Source organism: Microbacterium oleivorans, assembly GCF_001691565.1.
In the GTDB taxonomy this organism is placed as follows: domain Bacteria; phylum Actinomycetota; class Actinomycetes; order Actinomycetales; family Microbacteriaceae; genus Microbacterium; species Microbacterium oleivorans_B.
This window is the reverse complement of sequence record NZ_MAYO01000003.1, coordinates 1,713,205-1,737,944: the sequence shown is the minus strand read 5'-3', so window position 1 is coordinate 1,737,944 and position 24,740 is coordinate 1,713,205. Positions and strand designations below refer to the sequence as shown.

Annotated in this window: 20 protein-coding genes; 10 read left to right on the top strand and 10 right to left on the bottom strand. The window is 70.8% G+C overall.

Features of this window, described 5'->3' with window-relative positions:
• Positions 1 to 39: 39 nt before the first annotated feature.
• From BBA86_RS11155 to treZ, 6 genes are all read left to right on the top strand, one after another.
• Positions 40 to 1,101 (top strand): LacI family DNA-binding transcriptional regulator, encoded by a 1,062-nt coding sequence (locus BBA86_RS11155; protein WP_262981984.1) that lies wholly within the window; start codon positions 40 to 42, stop codon positions 1,099 to 1,101.
• Positions 1,102 to 1,148: 47 nt separating this feature from the next.
• The gene (locus BBA86_RS11150; protein ID WP_065571628.1) at positions 1,149 to 1,832 is read left to right on the top strand and encodes a GTP pyrophosphokinase family protein; all 684 of its coding nucleotides are present in this window, start codon (positions 1,149 to 1,151) and stop codon (positions 1,830 to 1,832) included.
• A 2-nt stretch (positions 1,833 to 1,834) separates the two neighbouring features.
• Positions 1,835 to 2,302, top strand: a complete 468-nt coding sequence (locus BBA86_RS11145; RefSeq protein ID WP_189318457.1) for a glutaminase — start codon at positions 1,835 to 1,837, stop codon at positions 2,300 to 2,302.
• Positions 2,303 to 2,371: 69 nt separating this feature from the next.
• Complete coding sequence (gene glgX / locus BBA86_RS11140; RefSeq protein WP_065571626.1) at positions 2,372 to 4,582, top strand: glycogen debranching protein GlgX; 2,211 nt, start codon at positions 2,372 to 2,374, stop codon at positions 4,580 to 4,582.
• Positions 4,582 to 6,930 (top strand): malto-oligosyltrehalose synthase, encoded by a 2,349-nt coding sequence (gene treY / locus BBA86_RS11135; RefSeq protein WP_065571625.1) that lies wholly within the window; start codon positions 4,582 to 4,584, stop codon positions 6,928 to 6,930. Before glgX ends, treY begins: the two co-directional genes overlap by 1 nt.
• Entirely contained in the window at positions 6,927 to 8,645 is a 1,719-nt protein-coding gene (gene treZ / locus BBA86_RS11130; protein WP_065571624.1) for a malto-oligosyltrehalose trehalohydrolase, read from the top strand. Before treY ends, treZ begins: the two co-directional genes overlap by 4 nt.
• A 30-nt stretch (positions 8,646 to 8,675) precedes the next feature.
• On the opposite strand, the gene BBA86_RS11125 is transcribed toward treZ, so the two are convergent.
• The gene (locus tag BBA86_RS11125) at positions 8,676 to 9,992 is read right to left on the bottom strand and encodes an HNH endonuclease signature motif containing protein (RefSeq protein WP_065571623.1); all 1,317 of its coding nucleotides are present in this window, start codon (positions 9,990 to 9,992) and stop codon (positions 8,676 to 8,678) included.
• 203 nt (positions 9,993 to 10,195) lie between these two features.
• Between BBA86_RS11125 and BBA86_RS11120 the strand changes: the two genes are divergently transcribed.
• On the top strand, positions 10,196 to 11,014 hold the full coding sequence (locus BBA86_RS11120) for a hypothetical protein (RefSeq protein ID WP_065572274.1): 819 nt from the start codon (positions 10,196 to 10,198) through the stop codon (positions 11,012 to 11,014).
• Between the two features lie 3 nt (positions 11,015 to 11,017).
• Here BBA86_RS11120 and BBA86_RS11115 read toward each other — a convergent pair whose 3' ends face one another.
• From BBA86_RS11115 to BBA86_RS11100, 4 genes are all read right to left on the bottom strand, one after another.
• Entirely contained in the window at positions 11,018 to 11,743 is a 726-nt protein-coding gene (locus BBA86_RS11115) for a glutamine amidotransferase-related protein (RefSeq protein ID WP_065571622.1), read from the bottom strand.
• A gap of 42 nt (positions 11,744 to 11,785) precedes the next feature.
• Positions 11,786 to 12,520, bottom strand: coding sequence for a LysR family substrate-binding domain-containing protein (locus BBA86_RS11110; RefSeq protein ID WP_065571621.1), 735 nt, complete (start codon positions 12,518 to 12,520; stop codon positions 11,786 to 11,788).
• 59 nt (positions 12,521 to 12,579) lie between these two features.
• On the bottom strand, positions 12,580 to 13,092 hold the full coding sequence (locus BBA86_RS11105) for a thermonuclease family protein (RefSeq protein WP_065571620.1): 513 nt from the start codon (positions 13,090 to 13,092) through the stop codon (positions 12,580 to 12,582).
• An 80-nt stretch (positions 13,093 to 13,172) separates the two neighbouring features.
• A complete protein-coding gene (locus tag BBA86_RS11100) occupies positions 13,173 to 13,580 on the bottom strand; it encodes a UDP-3-O-(3-hydroxymyristoyl)glucosamine N-acyltransferase (protein ID WP_018185630.1) in 408 nt (135 codons plus the stop codon).
• Between the two features lie 114 nt (positions 13,581 to 13,694).
• Here BBA86_RS11100 and BBA86_RS11095 point away from each other — a divergent pair, with 114 nt between their 5' ends.
• Both BBA86_RS11095 and BBA86_RS11090 read left to right on the top strand, forming a co-directional pair.
• The gene (locus BBA86_RS11095; RefSeq protein ID WP_065571619.1) at positions 13,695 to 14,342 is read left to right on the top strand and encodes a YitT family protein; all 648 of its coding nucleotides are present in this window, start codon (positions 13,695 to 13,697) and stop codon (positions 14,340 to 14,342) included.
• Entirely contained in the window at positions 14,342 to 14,641 is a 300-nt protein-coding gene (locus BBA86_RS11090; protein WP_223247075.1) for a putative quinol monooxygenase, read from the top strand. Before BBA86_RS11095 ends, BBA86_RS11090 begins: the two co-directional genes overlap by 1 nt.
• Positions 14,642 to 14,653: 12 nt before the next feature.
• Here the strand turns inward: BBA86_RS11090 and BBA86_RS11085 are convergent, their stop codons facing one another.
• From BBA86_RS11085 to BBA86_RS11070, 4 genes are all read right to left on the bottom strand, one after another.
• Positions 14,654 to 15,427, bottom strand: a complete 774-nt coding sequence (locus BBA86_RS11085; RefSeq protein ID WP_065572273.1) for a DNA-formamidopyrimidine glycosylase family protein — start codon at positions 15,425 to 15,427, stop codon at positions 14,654 to 14,656.
• Positions 15,420 to 20,126 carry an ATP-dependent helicase gene (locus BBA86_RS11080; protein ID WP_065571617.1) on the bottom strand — a complete coding sequence of 1,569 codons (4,707 nt, stop codon included), beginning with the start codon at positions 20,124 to 20,126 and terminating at the stop codon, positions 15,420 to 15,422. Before BBA86_RS11080 ends, BBA86_RS11085 begins: the two co-directional genes overlap by 8 nt.
• 59 nt (positions 20,127 to 20,185) lie before the next feature.
• Complete coding sequence (locus BBA86_RS11075) at positions 20,186 to 21,964, bottom strand: ABC-F family ATP-binding cassette domain-containing protein (RefSeq protein WP_065571616.1); 1,779 nt, start codon at positions 21,962 to 21,964, stop codon at positions 20,186 to 20,188.
• A 282-nt stretch (positions 21,965 to 22,246) separates the two neighbouring features.
• Complete coding sequence (locus BBA86_RS11070) at positions 22,247 to 22,906, bottom strand: alpha/beta hydrolase (protein WP_083199548.1); 660 nt, start codon at positions 22,904 to 22,906, stop codon at positions 22,247 to 22,249.
• 96 nt (positions 22,907 to 23,002) lie between these two features.
• Between BBA86_RS11070 and BBA86_RS11065 the strand changes: the two genes are divergently transcribed.
• Positions 23,003 to 23,629, top strand: a complete 627-nt coding sequence (locus tag BBA86_RS11065; RefSeq protein WP_065571615.1) for an NUDIX hydrolase family protein — start codon at positions 23,003 to 23,005, stop codon at positions 23,627 to 23,629.
• A 14-nt stretch (positions 23,630 to 23,643) separates the two neighbouring features.
• On the opposite strand, the gene BBA86_RS11060 is transcribed toward BBA86_RS11065, so the two are convergent.
• Positions 23,644 to 24,711, bottom strand: coding sequence for a threonine aldolase family protein (locus BBA86_RS11060; RefSeq protein ID WP_065571614.1), 1,068 nt, complete (start codon positions 24,709 to 24,711; stop codon positions 23,644 to 23,646).
• Positions 24,712 to 24,740: the final 29 nt, after the last annotated feature.

Here is a 24,740-nt window from a genome sequence, read left to right as displayed (position 1 = left end):
GCGGTGCGTGCCGGGGTTCGGTCCCCAGTGTCGGAATTGTTGTCGGCCACGTCAAACGTTTTCGAAAATGTTTTCCATGGCGATACGCTTCGACGCATGCGAACCCGAGCCACCATCCACGACGTCGCCGCCGCCGCCGGTGTCTCGGTGGCGACCGTGTCGAAGGCCGTCAACGGCAGATACGGCGTCGCGCCTGCGACCGTGCAGCGCGTGCTCACCGCCGTCGAGGAACTCGGCTATGAATCGAGCCTCGTCGCCAGCAGCATGCGCGCCCGGCAGACCGGCGTCGTCGGGGTCCTCGTCGCCGACTTCGAGCCCTTCTCCGCCGAGGTCCTCAAGGGCGTCGGCGCCGCTCTCCGCGACTCCCGGCTCGACCTCCTCGCCTACAGCGGGTCGCGGGCGGTCTCGAGCGACGGGTGGGAGCGGCGATCGCTGAGTCGGCTCAGCGGCACCCTCGTCGACGGCGTCATCATGGTCACCCCCACGGTCGTCAACGTCACGGCGGAGGTCCCCGTCGTCGCGATCGATCCGCACACGGGACCCGCCGATCTCCCGACCGTCGAGTCCGACAGTTTCGCCGGCGCCCGGCACGCGGTCGCCTACCTCGTCTCGCTCGGGCACCGCCGCATCGGTTTCGTCGCAGGCCGCCCGGACCTCCGCTCCTCGATGCTCCGCGAGGGCGGGTACCGGCGCGCACTCGAAGACGCCCGCATCCCGTTCGATCCGGGTCTCGTCGGTGTCGGACGCTACGTCGAGGACATCTCGCGCGAGGCGGCGACGCGGTTGCTGCGACGACCCGATCGGCCCACCGCCGTGTTCGCCGCCAACGACGTCTCTGCGCTCACGGTGATCCGCGTCGCGCACGAGCACGGTCTGTCGGTGCCCGAGGACCTCTCGGTCGTGGGGTTCGACGACGTCCCGGACGCCTCGCAGTCGGTGCCCGCTCTGACGACCGTTCGTCAGCCGATGCAGCGTCTCGGCGCCGAAGCGGTCACGATGCTGCTCGAGCTCATGGGCGGCGGAACGCCCGCGGCGACCCACCTGCGACTGCCGACCGCGCTCGTACCCCGAGCGACGACGGCGGCGCCCACGGCGGGGTGAGAAATCCTTCCCAGCGCGCTCGGAGTGGTTCCCGATAGCGTCGCCTCATGTCCACTCCGCTCGACGAGCAGCAGATCACGGTGTCGGCCTCCTCTCTTCGGAGCATGCGCGATGAGTTCCAGCGCTTCCTCATGGAGTACCGGTTCGGCCTGCAGGAGATCGAGACGAAGATCTCGATCCTCCGCGAGGAGTTCCATGAGATGCACGACTACAACCCGATCGAGCACGTCTCGAGCCGCGTGAAGTCGCCCGACAGCCTCGTCGAGAAGATCCAGCGCCGCGGCATCGATCCCGACTTCGAGTCGGTGCGTGCGCACATCACCGACGTGGCCGGCATCCGCATCACCTGCAGTTTCGTGAACGACGTGTACCGCCTGTTCGACCTGCTGAGCGCGCAGGACGACATCACCGTGCGCGAGGTGGAGGACTACATCGCGACCCCCAAGGGCAACGGCTACAAGAGCCTGCACGCGATCCTCGAAGTCCCCGTCTACCTCTCGACCGGCCGCGTCGACGTGCCCGTCGAGGTGCAGTTCCGCACGATCGCCATGGACTTCTGGGCGAGCCTGGAGCACAAGATCTACTACAAGTACGAGCGACAGGTGCCCGACGGTCTGCTGGGGCAGTTGAAGGATGCCGCCGATGCGGCCGCCGAGCTCGACGCCCGGATGACGCGCCTCCACCAGCAGATCCGCGGCGCCGGGGCGACCGCGCCGACGCGCCTCGTCTGACGGTGGCGACCGTCACCAGCCTGCTGCAGGCGGCACGGGAGCGCCTGGCCGGCTCGCCGCGCGAGCGCCTGGGGGAGTGGGCCGCGAACCGCCGCATCCTGGGCATCGGGCGCGCTCCCCGCATCGTTCCCGTCACGGAGGCCTGGCACCTCGGCGCGCTCCTGATCAGCGAGGACCGGGTGTTCGCGACCGGGGAGGTCCTCCGCGCGCGACACGATGCGGTCCGCGGATACACCGCCGAGGCCCAGCGCGCGCGGTCGGAGCGGGCCGCCGCCGCCTTCCGCGGCGGGTTCGCCGAGGGGGAGGTGCTCCACCTGGGCTGGACCGAGATGGATGCCGCCGCCGTCGACCGTGGCGAGAGTTCCGGCATCCTGTCGCTGCGAGGCGGCGTGCCGCACGTCGCGTGGAGTCACACCGGGCCGCCGAGACCCCTCGCCGACTACCTCGACGACATGCTGTCGCTGCGCTGAACTGTCAAGGGCCCGGGGCCGGAAACCCTGCCTGGGTACTGTTGCCTTCCACCTATCACAGGAGTTCGCATGCAGGTTTGGCCCGGTTCCGCTTACCCCCTGGGAGCGACCTTCGACGGCAATGGGACGAACTTCGCCCTGTTCAGCGAGTGCGCGGAGAAAGTCGAGCTCTGCCTGTTCGACGAGAACGGCGAGGAGACCCGCGTCGAGCTCATCGACGTGGACGCGTTCGTCTGGCACGCCTACCTGCCCTCCGTGCAGCCGGGGCAGCGCTACGGCTACCGCGTCCACGGTCCGTACGACCCCGAGAACGGTCAGCGGTTCAACCCGAACAAGCTGCTCCTCGACCCGTACGCGAAAGCCGTCGACGGTCAGATCGAGTGGGACCAGTCGGTCTTCAGCTACACGTTCGGCGACCCCGACTCGACGAACGACGACGACTCCGCCGCCGCCATGATGAAGGGCGTTGTCGTGAACCCGTACTTCGACTGGCAGGGAGACCGCCAGCCGAAGACGCCGTACGCCGAGAGCGTCATCTACGAAGCCCACGTCAAGGGCCTCACGATGACGCACCCCGACATCCCCGAGGACATCCGCGGCACCTACAGCGCGATCGCGCACCCCGTCGTCATCGAGCACCTGAAGAAGATCGGCGTCACGGCGCTCGAGCTCATGCCGGTGCACCAGTTCGTGAACGATTCGACCCTCCAGGAGAAGGACCTCTCCAACTACTGGGGGTACAACACGATCGCCTTCTTCGCGCCGCAGAACACCTACTCGGCTGCCGGCGGCGTCGGTCAGCAGGTGCAGGAGTTCAAGGCGATGGTGCGCGCCCTACATGCCGCGGGCATCGAGGTCATCCTCGACGTCGTCTACAACCACACCGCCGAGGGCAACCACATGGGCCCGACGCTCTCGATGCGCGGCATCGACAACCTCGCCTACTACCGGCTCGAGGATGACGACAAGCGGTACTACACGGACTACACCGGCACGGGCAACAGCCTCAACGTCGGCAACCCGCACACCCTGCAGCTGATCATGGACTCGCTACGGTACTGGGTGCTCGAGATGCACGTCGACGGCTTCCGCTTCGACCTCGCCTCGACCCTCGCCCGCGAGTTCTACGACGTCGACCGGCTGTCGGCGTTCTTCGAGCTCGTGCAGCAGGACCCGATCGTCAGCCAGGTGAAGCTGATCGCCGAGCCGTGGGACATCGGCCCCGGCGGGTACCAGGTCGGCAACTTCCCGCCCCAGTGGACCGAGTGGAACGGCAAGTACCGCGACACCGTCCGCGACTTCTGGCGCGGCGAGCCGTCGACGCTCGGCGAGTTCGCCCTGCGCCTCACGGGCTCGGCGGACCTGTACGAGCAGGACGGGCGGTGGCCGGTGGCATCCATCAACTTCGTCACCGCGCACGACGGGTTCACCCTGCGCGACCTCGTCTCCTACAACGAGAAGCACAACGAGGCCAACGGCGAGGACAACAACGACGGCGAATCGCACAACCGCTCGTACAACCACGGCGTCGAAGGCCCCACCGACGACCCCGACATCCTGCGGGTGCGGGCGCGGCAGCAGCGGAACTTCCTCGCGACGATGCTGCTGAGCCAGGGCGTGCCGATGATCTCGCACGGCGACGAGCTCGGCCGCACGCAGAACGGCAACAACAACGGGTACGCGCAGGACAACGAGCTCACCTGGATCGACTGGACCTCGATCGACCAGCCGCTCATCGAGTTCACCTCGGTGCTCGCCCGCCTGCGCCGCGACCACCCGACGTTCCGCCGTCGCCGCTTCTTCGACGGCCGTCCGGTCCGACGCGAGGAGGGGGCGCCGCTCCCCGACATCGCGTGGATCCGTCCCGACGGCTCCGAGATGCAGCCCGAGGACTGGGACTCCGGCTTCGGCCGTGCGGTCGGCGTGTTCCTCAACGGCGACGGCATCCGCGAACGCGACCGCCGCGGCGAGGAGATCCACGACCGCCACTTCTTCGTCTTCTTCAACGCGGGCGACGAGACGGTCGAGTTCACGGTGCCGACCGCGTCGGCGAGCCCGACATGGGAGATCATCGTCGACACCGCCGGCGGGGCGGCCGATTCGCCCGTCGTCGAGCAGGGCGCGAGCGTCTCCGTCGGCGGTCGCGCGCTCGTCGTGCTGCGCGACCACGAGGAGGACACGGTCGAGTCCGACCCATCGGTCGCGGCCTCGCTCGCCGCGATGACGGGCACGATCGACGTCATCCCCGCGCAGGCGCCCCACACGGAACTGCCCCACTGATGGCCAACGCGCACGCGACGCCGCGCTCGACGTACCGGCTGCAGATCCGGACCGGATTCGACCTGGATGCCGCGGCCGAACTCACGGACTACCTGCGCGACCTCGGCGTGGACTGGGCCTACCTGTCACCGATCCTGGCCGCGACGAGCGGGTCGGATCACGGCTACGACGTCGTCGACCCGACCGTCGTCGACCCGGAGCGCGGCGGCGCCGAGGGGCTGACGCGGTTCGCCGCCGCGGCACGCGAGGCGGGACTCGGCATCCTCATCGACATCGTGCCGAACCACCAGGGCGTGTCGGATCCGCGGCAGAACCCGTGGTGGTGGGACGTCCTGCGCCAGGGACAGGCGTCGCCCCACGCGGCGGCGTTCGACGTGAACTGGGCGCTCGGCGGACGGCTGCGGCTGCCCGTGCTCGGGTCGGAGCTCGATGCCGCCGTCGAGGCGGGCGAGATCACGATCGACGCCGAGGCGGGCGTCGTCCGGTATTTCGACCACGAGTTCCCGCTCGCGGACGGCACCGGCGAGGGGGACGTCCGCGACGTCCTCGCGGCGCAGCACTACGAGCTGCTGTTCTGGCGCCGCGGTGACGCGGAACTCAACTACCGTCGCTTCTTCGCCGTGACGACGCTCGCGGGCGTCCGCGTCGAGGACCCGGCCGTGTTCGATGCGAGCCACGTCGAGATCGTGCGGTGGATCGACGAGGGTCTCGCCGACGGTCTGCGGGTCGACCACCCGGACGGCCTCGCCGACCCGGGCGGGTACCTCGACCTGTTGGCGGATGCCACGGATGGCGCGTACGTGCTGGTGGAGAAGATCCTCGAGCACGGCGAGGACCTGCCGTCGTGGTGGGCGACCGAGGGCACGACCGGATACGACGCGATGGCGGTCCTCGACCGCGTGCTCGTCGACCCGTCCGGCGAGCAGGGCCTCACCTTGCTCGACACGCAGCTGCGAGACGGTGCGGCAGCCGACTACGCCGACATGATGCACGAGGCCAAGCTCGCGTGGGCGACCGACGGCTTGCATGCCGAGGTGCTGCGGCTCGCGGCGCTCGTCCCCGCCGGTGAGCGGAACGGCGCGTCCGACGAGCAGTGGCTCGACGCGCTCGCCGAGCTGCTCGCGGCGTTCCCGGTGTACCGCGCCTACCTTCCCGCCGGCGTCGAAGAGGTCGGTGAGGCGGTCGCGCTGGCGTCGTCGCGCCGTCCCGAGCTGGGCGACGCGTTCGAGACGATCGCGGCGCGCCTGACGGCCGGCCCCGACAGCGAGTTCACGCGGCGGTTCATGCAGTCGACCGGTCCCGTCATGGCGAAGGGCGTCGAGGACACGACGTTCTACCGCTGGACCCGGCTCGGCACGCTCACCGAGGTGGGCGGCGACCCGACCGAATTCGCGGTCGACGTCGACGGGTTCCATGCGGCATCCGCTCGTCGTCAGGCCTCGTGGCCGGCGGCGATGACGTCGCTGTCGACGCACGACACGAAGCGCAGCGAGGACGTCCGGGCGCGCCTGTCCGTGCTGGCCGAGATGCCCGATCGATGGACCGAGGTCCTCGGCGAGCTGCGCCAGGTCGCCTCGACCGGTGACGGCCCGTTCGACAACCTGCTCTGGCAGGCGATCGTCGGCGCGTGGCCCGCATCGCGAGAGCGTCTGCACGCGTACGCCGAGAAGGCGTCGCGCGAAGCGGGGAACAGCACGACCTGGTCGGACCCGGATGAGGCTTTCGAAGAGAAGATGCACGACCTCGTCGATGCCGCCTTCGGCGATGCGCGGGCGATCGTCGAGGGTTTCGTCGACGAGATCACGCCGCTCGGCCGGTCGAACTCGCTCTCGCTGAAGCTGCTGCAGCTGGCGGGCCCGGGCGTCCCGGACGTCTACCAGGGCACCGAGCTGTGGGACCACTCGCTCGTCGACCCCGACAACCGTCGCGAGGTCGACTTTGCGGAACGCCGGCGCCTGCTCGCACGTCTCGACGAGGGGTGGATGCCGCCGGTCGACGCGTCGGGCGCGGCGAAGCTGCTCGTGGTGTCGCGCGCCTTGCGGTTGAAGCGCGACCATCCGGAGCTGTTCACGCGGTACACGCCGATGACGGTCGCGGGGGAGGCCGCGGACCACGCGGTCGCCTTCGACCGCGGCGGCGTCGTGGCGGTGGCGACGCGGTTGCCGGCCGGGCTCGCCGCTCGCGGCGGCTGGGGCGACACCGAGGTGCTGACGCACGTCGGCCCGACGGTCGACGTGCTGACCGGGCGCCGGTTCGAGGGCGGTCGTCTGCGGCTCGCCGACCTGCTGGACACCTACCCCGTCGCGCTGCTCGCGCCGGCGGACGTCATCGAAGGGGACGCATCGTGATCGAGGTCTGGGCTCCGCGTGTCGAGCGGGTGCGGCTGCGCCGCCCCGATGCGGACGACGTCGCGCTGACCGCCGCCGGTGACGGCTGGTGGCGCACCGACGTCGCGCTGGCGGACGGCGACGAGTACGGCTTCGTCCTCGGTGACGGCGACGACCTCCGTCCCGACCCGCGGTCGCGGCGGCAGCCGCGAGGCGTCCACGACGCGTCGGCGTGGGTGGACCCGGCATCCTTCTCGTGGACGGATGAGGCGTGGACCGGCCGGCAGCTTGCCGGCGGGCTGATCTACGAGCTGCACCTCGGGACGTTCACGCCCGAAGGGACGTTGGATGCCGCGATCGCCCGGTTCGACCACCTGATCGACATCGGCGTGACGCACATCGAGCTGCTGCCGGTGAATGCCTTCAACGGCACCCACAACTGGGGCTACGACGGCGTGCTGTGGTACGCCGTGCAGGAGACGTACGGCGGTCCGGCCGCGTATCAGCGCTTCGTGGATGCCGCGCACGCGGCGGGCCTCGCGGTGATCCAGGACGTCGTCTACAACCACCTGGGGCCGAGCGGGAACTACCTGCCCGAGTACGGTCCGTACCTGCGCGACGGGTCGCGGAACACGTGGGGCGACAGCCTCAACCTCGACGAGGCGGCCGTGCGGTCGTTCATCGTCGAGAACGCGCTGATGTGGATGCGCGACTTCCACGTCGACGGTCTGAGGCTCGACGCCGTGCACGCGCTGCACGAGTCGGGAAAGCAGCCCGTGCACATCCTGCAGGAGATCGCGGAGCGGACCGACGCGCTGAGCGCGCACGTCGGGCGGCCGTTGACGCTGATCGCCGAGAGCGACCTGAACGACCCGGTGATGTTCCTGCCGCGCGAGGCGGGCGGCTACGGCCTGACCGCGCAGTGGTCGGATGACTGGCACCACGCCGTGCACGTCGCGCTGACGGGCGAGGCGGTCGGGTACTACGAGGACTTCGCCGATCCTGAGGCGCTGCCGAAGGTGTGGACGGAGGGCTTCTTCCACAACGGCACCTACTCGTCGTTCCGTGAGCGCGATCACGGCCAGCCGGTGCCCGATGAGGCGGCATCCTGGCGGCTCGTCACGTACGCGCAGGATCACGATCAGATCGGCAACCGTGCGGCGGGCGACCGGTTGACGGCGACGCTGTCGACGGATCGACTGGCGATCGCGGCGGTGCTGACGCTGACCGCGCCGGGGACGCCGATGCTGTTCATGGGCGAGGAGTGGGGCGCGTCGACGCCGTGGCAGTTCTTCACCTCGCACCCCGAGCCGGAGCTCGCCGAGGCGACGGCGAAGGGCCGGATCGCGGAGTTCGTGAAGATGGGCTGGGACGAGAGCATCGTGCCGCACCCCAACGACCCCGCGACGTTTGAGCGGTCGAAGCTGGACTGGTCGGAGCTGTCGCAGGGTGATCACGCGCGGCTGCTGGATCTCTACCGGCAGTTGGCCGATCTGCGGCGCTCGCGGCCCGAGCTGACGCACCCGGGTCCCGGTGGGCGGGATGCCGAGGTGCAGACCACCTCGACAGGTCCCCGGTACGTTCTGCACCGCGGCGCGGCGCGGGTTCTCGTGAACCTGTCGTCCGAGCCGTGGGAGGTCGCCGGTGGGGACGTCTGGATCGCGTCCGTCGAGCCGACGTCGGCCGGCGAGCAGCTTGTCGTGGCCCCGGACTCCGCGGTCGTCGTCGGGGCGTAGTCCGCGTTCCCCTGTCGCGACGCGCCGTGCTCAGAAGGGTGCCGGGTCTCCGGGATGTGTGGCGGCAGGGGTGAAGGCGACGGCCGGGGTGGGTGCGTCTTCGCGGTAGGTCCTGCCGAGGGGTGAGGTCCATTCGAGGACGCCACCCGACAGTTGTCGGACCCGCCATGCGGTGAACTGCTTCATCGAATGGTGTCGTTGGCATAGGTGGGCGAGGTTGGAGAGTTCGGTTTTGCCGCCGAGGGCGTGGTCGTGGGTGTGGTCGACTTCGCACCGGATGGCGGCGACGCGGCAGCCGGGGAACCGGCAGTGCTGGTCGCGGGCTTGCAGGAACCGTCGCATCCCGGATGGGACACGGTACGAGTCGGTGGAGACGGTGACTTCGGTGGTGGGGTCGTGGAACAGGCGCTCCCACGTGTGCGTCGCACCGGCGAGAAGGCGGGCGGTCGCAGGGTCAATGGGGGAGCGGCCGGTCAGATCGCACGGTCCATCATCGGCACCGGTCAGAGTCGCTGCGGGAATCAGCACCTGCACGCGCGCGCGGATCGCGCCCAGTGGCCCGGCGGTCGTGTCGCGCGTGTCATCAAGCGACGGCGTGCCGGCAAGGAGCAGGTCGGCGAGCACGTCGGCGCGGACCTGATCGGTTGATCGCGCGTCGGTCGCGACGACCTCCGAGTTCTCGGAGCGTTCGTCTCTCGTGTCGACGATCGCCCGCGCCTGCTGTGTGAGCCGGTCGTGGATCCCCTCCGCAATCACGGTCGGCAGGGTCGCGATCAAATCCGACATCCCGTCCCGGCCCGGGATCAACCTGACGCACCGCCGCGCCGCAGCTTCCTCATGCCGCTCGGCGAACGATCGCGGATGCATCCGGTGCGCCAGGATCTCCAGCTCACCCCGCACTCGGTTCGGGGTCTCGCCTTCGCATCGCTCGATCGCAATGGCTTCGAACTCAGCCCACATCTCTGCGGGTAGGTTCAGCCCGGTCTCGACGATCGCCTTCACGTGTCCGCGGACGATCCGTCCGGCCTCCCAGGCCGCCACCGCCGCCGGGAATCCTTCGATCGTCACCCGGGCTTCCCCGATCCGGCGTTGCACCGTCCGGTCGGTCGTCCGCATCGCCCCACCGAGCTCTGCTGCAACCGACCGGAGCACCATGTCGTGGAGGGTCACTTTCGCGTTCGGGTGCGCGCCCTGCGCCTCCGCCAGCCGTCCCGCCGCGGCCAGCGTACGGAGCTGCGCGACCTGTACCGCGGCCATCCGCCGCTCCACGTCCTCGACGTCCGCAACGATGCCCGCAATGGCGGCGAGATATGCTTCGCCGCCGGGGGTTTCCATCGCTTCTGTCATACCTGAACTATCGCACCAGCCTCCGACATCGAGACCCGAAAACGGCGGAACTCAGGCGCCGCGAACAGATCCGAAATGAGAAACCTCTCACTCGCGAATACGCACCCGACACCGCACCCGACCTTCACCCCCCCTCAAGCCACCCCTCGAAGCCTGTCAAGAGGTCGCCGCCGCGCGCCACGGGGACGTACCGTGACGGCATGATGAGCTCCACCGCATCCCGTTCGTCGGACCTCACCCGCCAGATCGTCGTGATCTCGGCGGTGACGTTCATGCTGATCGCCGCCCTGTTCGGGGCCGGCGTCCTCGGCGGGACTCCGGTTCAGGACCTGCAGAACGGCGCGCTCTCCGCGACGTCGACGGTGCTCGCTCCCGCGGCGCAGGCCTTCTCGATCTGGAGCGTCATCTACCTGTTCATGATCGCGTACACGATCTGGCAGGCGCTTCCGTCGCAGCGCGGGAGCGATCGCCAGCGCAAGGTCGGCTACCCGATCGCCGTCACGGCCGTCCTCAACGGACTGTGGCTGCTCGCCGCCCAGTACACGACGCTTCTCATCACCGTCCTGACGATCGTCGCGCTCCTCGTCGCGCTCGGGTGGACGATCCGCATCCTCGTGCTCACCCCGCCCCGCACCGTCGCCGAGACGTTCTTCACCGACGTCTCCGTCGGCCTCCACCTCGGCTGGGTCACCCTCGCCACCGTCGCGAACACGACGGCGTGGCTCACCGCCGAGGTCGCCCCGCGATCGTGGGGCGACGCGGCCACCGCGTGGGGCATCGCCGTCATCATCGTGGTGGTCCTGATCGCCGCGGCGACCGCCGTCCGGACCGGTGGGCGCCTGGCCCCGGCCCTGGCCTCGGCCTGGGGACTGCTGTGGATCGGCATCGGCCGCTTCGCGACCGAGCCCGAATCCACCCCGATCGCCATCACCGCCTGGATCGCCGCGGCGATCGTGGTCATCGTCCCGCTCGTTCTCTGGGCGCGCGGACGCCGCGGCGAACTCGCCCTCGCGCGCAGCTGAGCCTCAGAAGATCTCGGCGAACCGGCGCAGGAGCCGCTGCGGTTCGTCGAGGTCTGCGGAGATCACGCGCGCCGCGACGGTGTCGTATTCGTCCGCGTCGAAGTAGCCGTGGTTGCGGTAGGTCGTCATCCGCTCCGTGAACGCGACACCGGTCGGCTCGGGGTGGAACTGCGTCGCGTACAGGCGCTCACCGAACCGGTAGGCCTGCACGGGGCAGTCCTCGTTCGTCGCCAGGAGCACCGCGCCCTCGGGGAGACGCTCGATGGCCTCCTTGTGCGCCGTCAGGGCGGTGAACTCCGCCGCCAGCCCGCCGAACAGCGGATCTCTCCGACCGGCGTCGGTGAGGTGGATGCCGGTGGGCCCCGTCCCCTCCGGGTACTCGCGCGTGACCTCGCCGCCGAGGGCGCGTGAGGCGACGCCGATCCCGAAGCACGTGAACAGCGCCGTGGTCCGCCCCGCCGCGGCCGCCTGCGCCACGGCCCTGAGCCCCGCCTCGATCCGCACCTGCTGAGCGGACTTGGAGTCGTCGGCATCCGTCGTGTTGAAGGGGCTGCCGCCGACGACGAAACTGCGCCAGCGATCGAACGCCTCGGCGGGCAGATCGTCGTCGACGAGGTTCCATCGTTCCAGGCCGCTCTCGCCGACGCCCATCGCCTGATGGAACGACGCGTACTCGCCGTCCGCGGCATCCACCTGCGGGCGAACGCACAGGTAGACGAGCGGAGCCATTCCTCGAGTCTAAATGCCCGGTCCGAGGCCGTACGCCGCGCGTCAGCGCGACGAGTTCGAGGTGCGCCCCCGGACGATTCCGACGAACGCGTCGACCAGCTCGCTCGCCCCGTCGACGGGCCAGGCGAGCGCGACGGCGGATGCCGGGGCCTCCGCGAGCGGCCGGAACGCGACGTCTTTGCGGTGATGCAGACGCGCGAGGGACATCGGGACGAGGACGATCCCGACGCCAGCGGCGACGATCTCGACCGCCTCGCCGGTCGTGGCCGGCGCCGCGAAGCGCGGCGCCTCGGTCCCCGCGACCTCGAAGGACAGGACGTCGTCGTCAGGCACGATCCGGACCTCCCCGACCAGGTCGTCGGCCGTCAGCTCGTCCGCCGCGGTCAGGTGGGAGTCGGCAGCGCACACCACGACCGTCGTCTCCTCGTAGAGCGGGATGACGTTCAGACCGTCGCGGTCGATCGGCAGCCGGACGATCGCCGCATCCACGTCACCCCGCGCGAACGCCGCGTGTTGCTCCGCGACCGTGAGGGGGACGAGCTCGAGCGGATTGCGCGGCATCCGCGTCTTCCAGATGTCGATCCACTTACCCGGCGTCGCGCCAGGAATCGCGCCGAGGCGGAACGGGCCGGGCGGCGGTGCGGGTACCGGCGCGGCCTGCGTGGGTGCCGGCTTCCGCTTCGCCGTGGGCTTCGGAGTCGGCTTGGTGCCCCCCGCGCGGCCCTTCCCCGGCGTTGGACGGCCGCCCTTGCGCTGGGGTCCGCCGCGTGTCGCCATGCCTGCCAGCGTAGCCGCGCGCCTCGGGACGCTTCGGGATGCCACGGGGATGCCGCGGCTCAGCAGGTGCCCCACCGTCCGGCGCCCTGGGCCCGAGCGGCGGCTTCGGCATCGGCGAATCTCTCGGCGTACCGGGTGTTCGGTGCGACACGAATCGTCTCGGCGTGACCTTCGGCGACGAGCGCCTCGTTGACGAAGGTCCCGCCCTCGGTCCAGAGGTAGCGGAGTTCGCGGTCGTACCGGTCGAGGTCCTCCTGGTCGGCGACGGCCCGGAGGCGGGCGCCCTCGGGCGCGAGGTCGCGCAGCCGGGCGGTCGCGGCATCCGCTCCGCATTCCGGTTCGGGATGCGCCTCGGGAGCGTCGATGCCGATCAGACGGACTCGAGTACCGTCCGCAGTCACGAGGGTGTCGCCGTCGACCACGCGCTGCACCGTGATCACGTCGGCTCCCGCCGGCATCCCCTCACCCGTCGACCCGCGCAGAGCGGATGCCGCGACCCAGATCCCCGCCAGCAGGAGCGCACCGACGAACCCCGCGACGACGGCGCGGGTCGAGCGGCGCGGGGTGGTCATGCGCCGAGGCTAACCCCAGCCACAGACGAAGGCCCGACCCCTGGAGAGGGATCGGGCCTTGCAGACGTGTGAGGGGGCGGTCAGGCCGCCAAGCGGAGGCCGCGACGGTCGGTCGCGACGCGCTCGCCTTCGGGGATGCTCTCGTCGTCGCCGATGAGGGATTCCGGTGCGACCCGCGCTCCGGCGCCGACGAAGCAGCGGACGCCGATCTTCGCGCCGGCACCGATGGCTGCTCCGGGTCCGATGTGCGCGTGGGGTGCGATCTCTGCGTTCGGGCCGATGACGGCCTCCGGTTCGATCCACACTCCGCGTCCGATGCGGGCGCCTGCGGCGATCTGCGCTCCGGGTTCGACGTAGCTTCCTGCTTCGACGATCGCGCTCGGGTGCACCTTGGCTCCGTTCGCGATCAAGCCACGTCCGTTGGCGTGCTTGCGGTAGCGCAGCGTCTCGCCTCGGTCGTTCTCGATGTCGATGTAGTTCTTGCCCACGGGTCCTCCTTGACGGATACAACGTCCCACAGGGCATTTCATTCCCGAATGGCACCCGAAATCACGGGGTTGACCGCGGCTGGGTAACCTGATTCGGTGACAGCGCACGAAGAGATGGTCGACCCCGCCGCCCCCGAGACGGGCCCGTCGCTCGTCTTCGAGGAGAAGGCCGCTCCGCACACCTGGCTCGACGACATCGTCGGACTCGCGACCGGAACGTTCACCGTTTCCCTGGGATTGTTCCTGCTGCACATGAGCATGGCCGTCACCGGCGGCACCGCGGGCCTGTCCCTGCTGCTGAACTATGCGCTCGACTGGCCGTTCGCGGCACTGTTCGCCGTCGTCAACCTGCCCTTCGGCGTCCTGGCGGTCTGGAAGCGCGGGTGGAACTTCGCCCTCCGCACCCTCGTCTGCATCGGGGCCGTGTCGGGCTTCTCCGTCCTCATCGAGCACTTCTTCCTCGTCGAACGGATCGATCCCGTCTTCGGGACCATCGCCGGCAACCTCCTCGCCGGGATCGGCCTGCTGATCGTCTTCCGGCACGGCGCGAGCCTCGGTGGGATCAACGTCGTCGCCCTCGTGATCCAGGATGCGACCGGAATCCGCGTGGGGTGGACCATGATGGTCTTCGATGTCCTCGTCATCCTGCTCGCCCTCCTGGTCGTCCCCTGGCAGTTCGTTCTGCTCAGCGCGGCGGGGGCCGTCGTGCTGAACCTCGTCCTCGCTCTGAACCACCGGCCCGGCCGGTACATCGGCCACTGATGGTCGACATCGGAGGAGTACGCCTGTCGGGCAGGATGATCTGCGCGTCGAAGGACGAAGCGGATGCCGTGCGTCGCCACCTCGACGCGCACATCGAGCGCACGCGGGCCGAAGACGGCTGCCTGCTGTTCGAGATCAGGCCGCTCGGGGGCGGCCGCGCGTGGTCGGTCGAGGAGCTCTGGACCGATGCCCCGGCCTTCCGGGAGCACCAGCGACGCGCCGCCGACAGCGAGTGGGGCCGCGCGACGGCGGGGATCGAGCGCCGCTACCGCGTCGAGGGACTCACGCCGGACGAGTGACCGGTCGGCCGGTCACGGCTGGCAGACGGGGCACCAGAACACGATCCGCTCGCTCGTCGCACGCGCCCCGAGCTCCGATCCCTCGATGAGCGTGCCGCAGCGTCGGCACGGTTTGCCGCCGCGTCCGTAGACCCACGTCTGCTTCCCCGGGCGGTTGTCGCCTGTGAACGTGCGTCCCTGCCGATCCCGGTTCGCGCGGATCATCCGCACGCCCGTGTCGATGAGACCCGCGACGTCGACCTCTTTCGCGAGGGCGGTGGGACGGATGCCGCGCACGAACAGCAGCTCGTTGGCGTACTCGTTGCCGAACCCGGCGACGTTCCGCTGATCGAGGAGCGCCACGTGGATCGCACGCTCGTCGGCTGCGACGTTCGCCACCGCCTGCGCCGCGTCCCAGTCGGCGGAGAGCGGATCGGGCCCGAGGTGCCTGACCACGCGGTCCTCCTCGGCGGTCGGCAGGACCTCGACCATCGCGAGCTCGAAGCCGACGGCATTCGCGGGTCGCGTGCCGACGATCGCCCGCGCCTGGAACGCGGGGGCGCGCCACTTCTGTCCGGGTCGGTAGACGTGCCAGCGGCCCTCCATCTTGAGGTGGGAGTGCAGGGTCTGCGTCCCGATGCGCATGAGCAGGTGCTTGCCGCGCGGCACGACCTCGCGCACCGTCTCACCGCGCAGGTCGACCGTGGCGCTCCGCGGCACACGGACCTCGAAGCGCGTCACCTCATGGCCCGCGAGCGCCTCGTCCAGCTTCCGCGCAGCGCGGAAGACGGTATCGCCCTCAGGCATGCTGCGGCTCCCGTGCGCCACGCCGCAGGGTGAGACCCTTGGGCGACTCGACGAAGCCGGCGTCGCGGAGGGCGCGGCCGGCGGCGGTCGTGTAGACGAACGCGCCGCTCACCTGCTCGATCGTGAGGGTGTCGAGGCCACGGGCGCGCGAGGTCTCGACGAGGCTGCGCGCGGCGGCGACCAGGACGTCCTCGTCGTCGGTGAACGCGAGCGCGGTGCGCCCGCCGCGCTCGAGGTAGAGCACGAGGGTGCCGTCGACGAGCACGACCAGTCCGCCGGCTTTGCGGCCGGGGCGGTGGTTCACTCCCTCGATCGACGGCCAGTTCAGCGCCGCGCCGTAGGGGTTGGCGGGATCGGTCGCGGCGAGCGTCCGCGCGGTGAGGGGAGCGGGCTCGGGCACCGAGGCGAACTCGCGGAGCCGGTCGACGGTCGCCGAGGTCGCGAACTGGGCGGCACCCAGCTTCTCGACGAAGTAGCCGCGCCGGCAGTGCCCGGCATCTTCGAATCCCGCCAGGATCCGGTACACCTGCGCGAAGCCGCCCGGGACCCCCTCGGCCTGGACCGAGCCGCGGGTGACGACGCCGTAGCGCTCGAGGAGCATGCCCGCCGTCGCGGTCACCCGCAGGGTCGCGTCGTCATCGGGGACGGGCAGCAGCGACCAGCGGCCGCCGACCATCGCCGGGCGCTGCGGTGCGGGCCGCGCCGCGGCGGCGATCGGCGTGCCGCGGAACATGCGGGTGCGGGGTGTCCGCCGCGTCACCCGATGCGCTTGGGATCCGCCGGCGAGGAGCCCTCGGACGGGCGCGAACGTGTCGTTCGTGACGCGCCCCGACCAGGTCAGGTTCCAGAGCGCGTCGATGACGGACTGCTCGTTCGGCGCCTCGACCATGCCGACCAGCTGACCGGCGAAGTAAGCGCCGCCGGCGCCGAGCGCGTCGAGGAGCGACTGCTCGAACGGCGTCACCTCGTCTTCGGGGATCTGCAGCGTGAGCGTCGCGGCATCCGCGGGGTGCAGCGCGATCCAGCCGTCGCGTCCGGGCAGAGACCCGTGACCCGACCAGAGCACCTCGCCCGTCGCAGTGAGTTCGTCGAGCAGGGCGGGAGAGTAGTTCCGCACGCGCGACGGCAGGATGAGCGATTCCCAGGCGCTTGCGGGGAGCGGCACGCCGGCCAGCTGCTCGACCACGGCGAGCACGCCGTCGACTCCCTCGAGCGGACGCGTCAGGTGCTGCCAGACGGGCAGGAACCGCCCCAGCGCCTCGGGCTCGACGGGTTCGACGCTCCCGCGGATCGCGGCGAGCGAACGCATCCGGATGCGGCGCAGCACCTCGCTGTCGCACCACTCGAGGTCGTCCGAGTGCGCGGAGTCCGCGGGGAGGAAGAATCCGCTCGCGAGACGGCCCTGTGCTTCGAGGCGCTGCAGGGTCTGACGCGCGACGGCGCCGCCGACGCCGAGGCGCGTCGCGACGTCGGCCGTCCGGAACGGGCCGTGCGTGCGCGCGTAGCGGGCGACGAGGTCGGCGAGCGGGTCGGCGACCGGTTCGAGGAAGGCTGTCGGGATGCCGACGGGCAGCGCCGCTCCGAGCGCGTCGCGCAGGCGCCCGGCGTCCTCGATCGCCGCGACGCGGGAGACGCCGCCGAACGTGACGCGGATCGCGCGGCGGGCGTCGACGAGCTCGTCGAGCAGGGCCGCGGCATCCGCTTCCGTGGCCGCGGGGGCGGGAGCATCGGGGTCTGTCGATGCCCCTTCGAGCCGCTCGGCGACCTCGACGACGGACTGAGGGCCCAGCAGGCGCAGGAGATCGGCGACGCCCTCGACCCCGCGCACGCGCCTCGTCGGCTCGAGTCGCTGGAGTTCGCGCTCGTACTGCTCGATGACGCCGGGATCGAGCAGCTCGCGCATCTCGATCTTGCCCAGCAGCTCGCTCAGCAGGGCGGGATCGACCGACAGCGCTGCCGCTCGGCGCTCGGCGAGGGGCGAGTCGCCCTCGTACATGAACGCGCCGACATATCCGAAGAGCAGGTCGCGCGCGTACGGGGATGGAGAGCTGGTCGTCGTCTCGACGAGACGGATGCGGCGGTCCGCGATGCTCCGTGCGATCCGCAGCAGGGCCGGGAGGTCGTAGACGTCCTGCAGGACCTCGCGCAGGGTCTCGAGGATGATCGGGAAGGTGGGGTGCTCCTTCGCGACCTCCAGCAGTTGCGCGGAACGCTGTCGCTGCTGCCACAGGGGCGAGCGCTTGTTCGGGTCGAGGCGGGGGAGCAGGAGCGCCCGCGCCGCGCACTCGCGGAACCGCGAAGCGAACAAAGCCGACCCGCCTACCTCCGACGTGACGAGCTGTTCGAGCTCGTCGGCGTCGAAGACGAACAGCTCGGCTCCGGGCGGTTCGGCATCCGTGTCGGGCACGCGGGCGATGATGCCGTCGTCGCTCGCGACCGCCGAGCCTTCGACACCGAGACGCTCGCGGATCCGGGCGTTGACGGCCAGTGCCCACGGGGCGTGCACGTGCATGCCGTACGGGGAATGCAGGATGACGCGCCAGTCGCCCACCTCGTCGCGCGACCGCTCCACGGTCAGGGTCTTGTCGGTCGGCAGGCTGCCGGTCGCCTCGCGCTGCTCGCCGATGTAGGCGAGCAGGTTGCCGATCGCGTTGTCGTCGAGGCCGGACTCGCGCAGCCGCGCGGTCGCCTTCTCGGGCTTCGCCGTCGACAGCTCGCGCGAGAACTTGCCGAGGGCCTCGCCGAGTTCCGCGGGTCGGCCGAGTCCGTCGCCGTGCCAGAACGGCAGCTTTCCCGGTTGACCGTAGGCGGGGAGGACGTTCACCCGGTCGTGGGTGATCTCGACGATGCGCCAGCTCGTCGTGCCGAGAGTGAACACGTCGCCCACACGGGACTCGTAGACCATCTCCTCGTCGAGCTCGCCGACGCGTGCGTTGCGCGCCTCGCCCGAGATGAAGACGCCGAAGAGCCCCCGGTCCGGGATCGTCCCGCCGCTGGTGACCGCGATGCGCTGCGCACCCGGCCTGCCGGTGATGGTGCCGGCATCCCGATCCCACACGACGCGGGGCCGCAACTCGGCGAAGGCATCGGAGGGATACCGCCCCGCGAGCAGGTCGAGCGTCGCCTCGTACGCGGACCGCGGCAGGGAGCGGAACGGGGCCGAGCGCTTGACGGTCTCGAACCAGCCCTCGACGTCGAGGACGGCCACGGCGGACGCGGCGATCGTGTGCTGGGCGAGGATGTCGAGTGGGTTCTGCGGCACCGAGATCGCCTCGATCTGCCCCGCGAGCATCCGCTCGGTCACGACCGCTGTATGAAGGACGTCGCCCCGGTGCTTGGGGAAGAGTGCGGCGCGGCTGACCTCGCCGACCTGGTGACCGGCGCGACCGACGCGTTGCAGACCGGATGCCGCCGAGGGCGGCGCCTCGACCTGGATCACGAGGTCGACGGCGCCCATGTCGATGCCGAGCTCCAGGCTGCTCGTCGCGACGACGCAGCGCAGCGCCCCGGACTTCAGCTCGTCCTCGACCTGCGCGCGCTGCTCCTTCGACACCGAGCCGTGGTGCGCCTTCGCGAGGATCGCCTCGACACCCGGAGCCTCTGCTACCGGGACCCTCATCGCCGCCGGCACCGTCTGGTCCGGCACGTCGATGCCGACCCGCTCCGCGTAGATCTCGTTGAGCCTCCCCGTCAGACGCTCTGCGAGACGCCGCGAGTTGGAGAAGACGATGGTGGAGCGGTGGGCGAGGATGCGGTCGACGATCGCCTCTTCGACGTGCGGCCAGACCGACCCGGTCATCTCCGACGACTGCGGCGGCGTGTACCAGTTGCCCCCGTCGCCGTCGTCGTCGTCCGGGTCGACGGCCACCGGCTCCTCCTCCTCGGGCGCACCGGGCGGGGGCGGGGGATTCGTGAGGTCGTCGATCGGCACGACGACGGACAGGTCGAACGCCTTCGTCGCCTTCGGCGCCACGATGTCGACCGGAGCCGCTCCACCGAGGAACCGGGCAACCTCATCGATCGGGCGGACCGTCGCCGAGAGGCCGATGCGCTGCGCCGGGGTGTCGAGCAGCGCGTCGAGCCTCTCGAGACTCACGGCGAGGTGCGCACCGCGCTTGGTCGCGGCGACCGCGTGGACCTCGTCGACGATGACGGTGTGGATGCCGCGGAGCGTCTCGGCCGCCTGCGAGGTCAGCATCAGATACAGGGACTCAGGCGTCGTGATGAGGATGTCCGGGGGATCGGCGAGCAGGCGCCGACGGTCCCCGGAAGGCGTGTCGCCGGAGCGGACACCCGCGGTCACATCGGGCGCGGGCATGCCGAGACGACGGGCCGACTGCCCGATGCCCACCAGCGGGGAGCGGAGGTTGCGCTCGACGTCGACGCCGAGCGCCTTGAGCGGCGAGACGTAGAGGACGCGCGTGCGGGGAGGCGCGGCATCCGCTCGCTTCTTCCTGCCCCGAGCGGGCTTCTCGTCGTCGGCAGCGGGCTTCTCGGCCACCCGGTCGCGGAAGATGCGGTCGAGCGCCCAGAGGAACGCCGAGAGCGTCTTGCCGGAGCCGGTCGGGGCGACCACGAGCGCGTGCTTGCCGGCGGAGATCGCCTGCCACGCGCCGGCCTGCGCAGCCGTGGGCGCGTGGAAGGCGCTGCGGAACCAGTCCTGCGTCGCAGGGCTGAACCGCTCGAGGACGTCCGCCATGGTCCCATCATCGCGCGGACCACCGACACCGGGCCGGGGCTTGCGCCCCGGCCCGGTCGTCAGACCTCCGTCATCCGACCGGCTCGGAGCTCCAGGGTGAGGTCGGGGTCGATGCGTTCGAGGAACGCATCGTCGTGACTCACCACGAGCACCGCGCCCCGATAGGCCGACAGTGCATCGACGAGCTGGTCGACCGTGTCGAGATCGAGGTTGTTCGTCGGCTCGTCGAGCACCAGCAGGTGCGGCGGCGGGTCGGCCAGCAGCAGGCGTGCCAGTGCGACGCGGAACCGCTCGCCGCCCGACAGTGCCGCGACGGGGCGGTGCACCGTGTCGCCGCGGATGAGGAACCGCGCCAGTCGGTTCCGCAGTTCGACGTCACCCACCCCGGGCGCGGCGGCGCGAATGTTCTCGAGCACCGCGGCACCCTCGTCCAGACCGTCCACCCGCTGCGACAGGTAGCCGATCCGATCGGTGTGCGCCTCGGCGCGTATCGAACTCCGGAAGAACGCCGCATCCGCACCCGTTCGAGCCGGGCCCGAACCCTCTTGACCGGAGAACGGCTCCGAGGTCGCTGCCGCCGCGCGTTCCGTATTCAGTCTCGGCGATCTCGGGACGGCTGGGATCCCCGCTGTTTCGGGGGCAGCCGCCGATGATGAGACCGGGAAGACTGAATACGGAACAACCCTGCCGTCCGCCGACGCGACGAGTCGCTCGAGCAGCGTCGTCTTGCCGGCACCGTTGGGTCCGATCAGCGCCACGCGCTCCGGCCCCTGGATTATCCAGGAGCGCTCGCCGTCGCCGAGCGTCGCAATGCGGCGGCCCGTGCCGACGTCCGGATCGGGCAGGTCGATGCGAACCGTGTCGTCGTCGCGCACACGGCGTCCGGCGGTGTCGACGGCGGCGCGCGCGGCATCCACCTTCTCGTTCGCCTCGACGCGCAGCTTGCCCGCCGTCACCTGCGCGGACCGCTTCATCGCCCCCAGCACGATCTTCGGCGCCGCCTTCCGTGCCGCGAGCTTCCTGCCGTGCGCGTCGCGCGTGGCGATCGCCGACTCGATCTGCTGGCGGTCGCGCTTCTCACGCCGCAGCACCTGTCGCGCAGCCGTCTCCGCGTGCGCCGCCGCGGCCTGCTCGGTGTCGAGCCACGCCTTCCAGGCCGAGTACGGGCCGCCGAAGACCGACAGCTCTGAGCCGTAGAGCTCGGCGGTGTCGTCGAGTTCGTCGAGCAGCGCGGTGTCGTGGCTGACCACGATCAGCGTCCCGCGCCACGAGCGGACGAGGTCGTGCACCCGCACACGCGCGTCGCGGTCGAGATTGTTCGTCGGCTCGTCGAGCAGGGCGATCTCGGCGCCGCGCAGTCGGACGCCGACGAGGGCTGCGAGGACGGCCTCGCCTCCCGAGAGCTCCCCGACGCAGCGGTCGAGTGCGCCGTCGGGCAGGCCGACCTCGGCGAGAGCCGCGGTCGCGCGCGCCTCGACGTCCCAGTCGTCGCCGACCGTGTCGAAGTGGCGCTCGTCGACGTCGCCGCGCTCGATCGCGCGCACCGCGTCGAGGATCGTGGCGATACCGAGGAGGTCCGCGACGCGCCGCGCCGTATCGAGCGTCAGCTGCTGGGGCAGCAGATCGACGCGTCCGGCGGTCGTGATGGATCCGGATGCCGGGTCGAGGGTCCCGGCGATGAGTTTCAGCAGTGTCGACTTGCCGGAGCCGTTGCGACCGACGAGGCCGGTGCGGCCGCCGCCGAAGGCTCCCGTGACGTCGCTCAGCGCGACCGTGCCGTCGGGCCAGGCGAAGGTGACGCGGTCGAGGGTGACCGCGGAGGTGAGGGTGGTGGGCATGGGCGCCTCCCTGTTCGGGGTGCGCGGACGCCGGCGTCGACGACCCGATCCGCAGCGCTCGGTGCGGCCGGGCAGCACGATGTGCTGCGTCGAAGGGGACGGTCCGCGCCGGTCGGTGAATCGATCACCGGGCGGACCGTCGAATCGTCCTCGAGGAGGGTCGACGGGTCAGCGCGGGATCACAGCGCGATCGCGTCGATTGCCTTCAACGGCTCTTCCTCACACTCGGGACAGGACGTCGACCATGCTAGCCACGTCGGCGAGCGGATGCCAGGGGTCCGGTCAGTCCTTCGGCTTCGCCACCTGCTTCTCGAGGAACACCCGGACGTCGCCGAGCTCCTCGGTCGAGACGCTGTGTGCGAGGTCCGGGTAGACCCGCCCGCTCAGGTCGACGTGGCTCGGCAGCCACTGCGCGGTGTGATCGACGAACCGGGGCGGGATGACCTCGTCGCGCGCGCCGCGCCCCCAGAACACCGGCGGGCGTACGTCGGCGAGCTCCGCGTCCCCGTCGGCGGGTTCGGGGAAGGCGTAACCGGCAAGGTTCACGGCGAACGCGGCACCCTGCGGTCGCCTGCGCATCATCTGCAGAGCGATGACCGCGCCCTGCGAGAAGCCGAGAAGACCGACGGATGCCGCGCCTCCCCGCACGTCGTCGACCCACTGCCAGACCGCCTCGGTCGACGCGATGACCTCGCTGTGGTCCCGGCTCTCGACGCCGTCGATCGTGAACCAGGAGTAGCCGGGCATCGGGAAACGCGGCGCGAGCGGCGCGCGGACCGCCGCCACGACGAATTCGTCGGGAAGGTGCGGCACGAGGCCGAAGAGGTCGGCCTCGTTCGACCCGTACCCGTGCAGCAGCACCAGGAGCGGACGGTCGGCCCGTTCCTCGGCGGGTGCGGACCACAGGACGACATCGGGATCGAGCGAGGAGGCGGCCACCATGCGTCCATCCTGCCCCAGCCCCCCGACACGGGCGAGGGAAACGGACGAGGTCGCACGGGCGGGGCGCCCCGGCATCCGCTCGGGTATACATGAGGCATGGCCGTCCGCACTCCCGACCCCGACCCGAACGAGCAGGGCGACGAGGGCGCCTCGCGTGATCCGCTCCGCGGGCTGGGGTCGTCGATGGGCCGTCCGGGGTCCGCGGGCAACCCCGCGTGGCTGAGCGACGTCGAGCTCGCCGAGGCGCGACGCCGCCTGCCGATGCTGTACGTCGAGGCCGTGCCCGTGCGTCTCGACGGCATGGGCGCCGTGACCGAGGTCGGCATCCTGCTGCGAGCGACGCCGATGGGCGAGATCTCCCGCACGATCGTGTCGGGGCGTGTGCGGTACGGCGAGACGGTCCGCGATGCGCTGTTCCGGCACCTCGAGAACGACTTGGGGCCGATGGCGTTCCCGCTGCTGCCGCCGCAGCCGGCTCCGTTCACGGTCGCGGAGTACTTCCCGATCCCCGGTGTGAGCGCCTACCACGACGACCGGCAGCACGCCGTCTCGCTCGCGTTCGTCGTTCCCGTCACAGGCACCTGCGAGCCGCGTCAGGACGCCCTCGAGGTCACGTGGATGTCGCCCGAAGAGGCCTCGTCCGACGCCCTCGCGGCCGAGATGGAGGGCGGCCGCTCGACTCTCGTGCGGCAGGCCCTCGCCTCCGTCGGCGCCCTGCGCTGACCCGTTCCGCCGCGTCAGCTGCGCGTGAGGCGTGACAGGGCTTCGACGAACGCGTCGACGTCGGATTCGGTGGTGTCGAAGGAGCACATCCAGCGCACCTCGTTCTTCGAAGCGTCCCAGTCGTAGAAGCGGAACGACTCGCGGAGCTTCTCAGCGACGCCGTCGGGAAGGACCGCGAACACGCCGTTCGCCTGCGTCGGCTGACTGAAGCGCACGCCCGAGATGGAGCCGTCCGCCAGCCCCGCCTCGACGGCCGTACGCAGTCGTGCCGCCATGGCGTTGGCGTGGCGGGCGTTGCGCAGGTAGAGGTCGCCTTCGTACAGGGCGACCAGCTGCGCCGACACGAAACGCATCTTGGACGAGAGCTGCATGTTCAGCTTGCGCAGGTAGGGCAGGCCCTGGGATGCCGCGGGGTCGAGCACGACGATCGCCTCGGCCGCGAGTGCGCCGTTCTTCGTGCCGCCCGCGCTGACGAGGTCGACGCCGGCATCCTTCGTGAACGACCGGATCGGCAGGTCGAGGGCCGCGGCGGCGTTCGAGAGGCGCGCGCCGTCGAGGTGCAGGCGCATGCCGCGGGAGTGCGCGTGGTCTGCGAGGGCGCGGATCTCGTCGGGCGTGTACAGGGTGCCGAGCTCGGTGGACTGCGTGATCGAGACGACGAGCGGCTGCGCGCGGTGCTCGTCGCCCCAGCCCCAGGCCTCCATGTCGACGAGCTCCGGCGTCAGCTTCCCGTCGTCGGTCGGCACGTTCAGGATCTTGATGCCCGCGACCTTCTCGGGAGCGCCGCCCTCGTCGACGTTGATGTGGGCGGTGGATGCCGCGACCACGGCGCCCCAGCGCGGGAGCATCGACTGGAGGCCGGTGACGTTCGCCCCGGTGCCGTTGAAGACGGGGAGCGCCTGCGCGTCGTCGCCGAAGTGGCGCGCGAAGACCTCCTGCAGGCGTGCGGTGTACACGTCTTCGCCGTAGGCGATCTGGTGGCCGTCGTTGGCGGCGGCGATGGCCGCGAGCACCTCGGGGTGGACCCCGGAGTAGTTGTCGCTGGCGAAGGAACGGATCGTCGGGTCGTGGAGCGTCGTCACCCCCTAAGCCTAGGTTGCGCGCGGTCCCC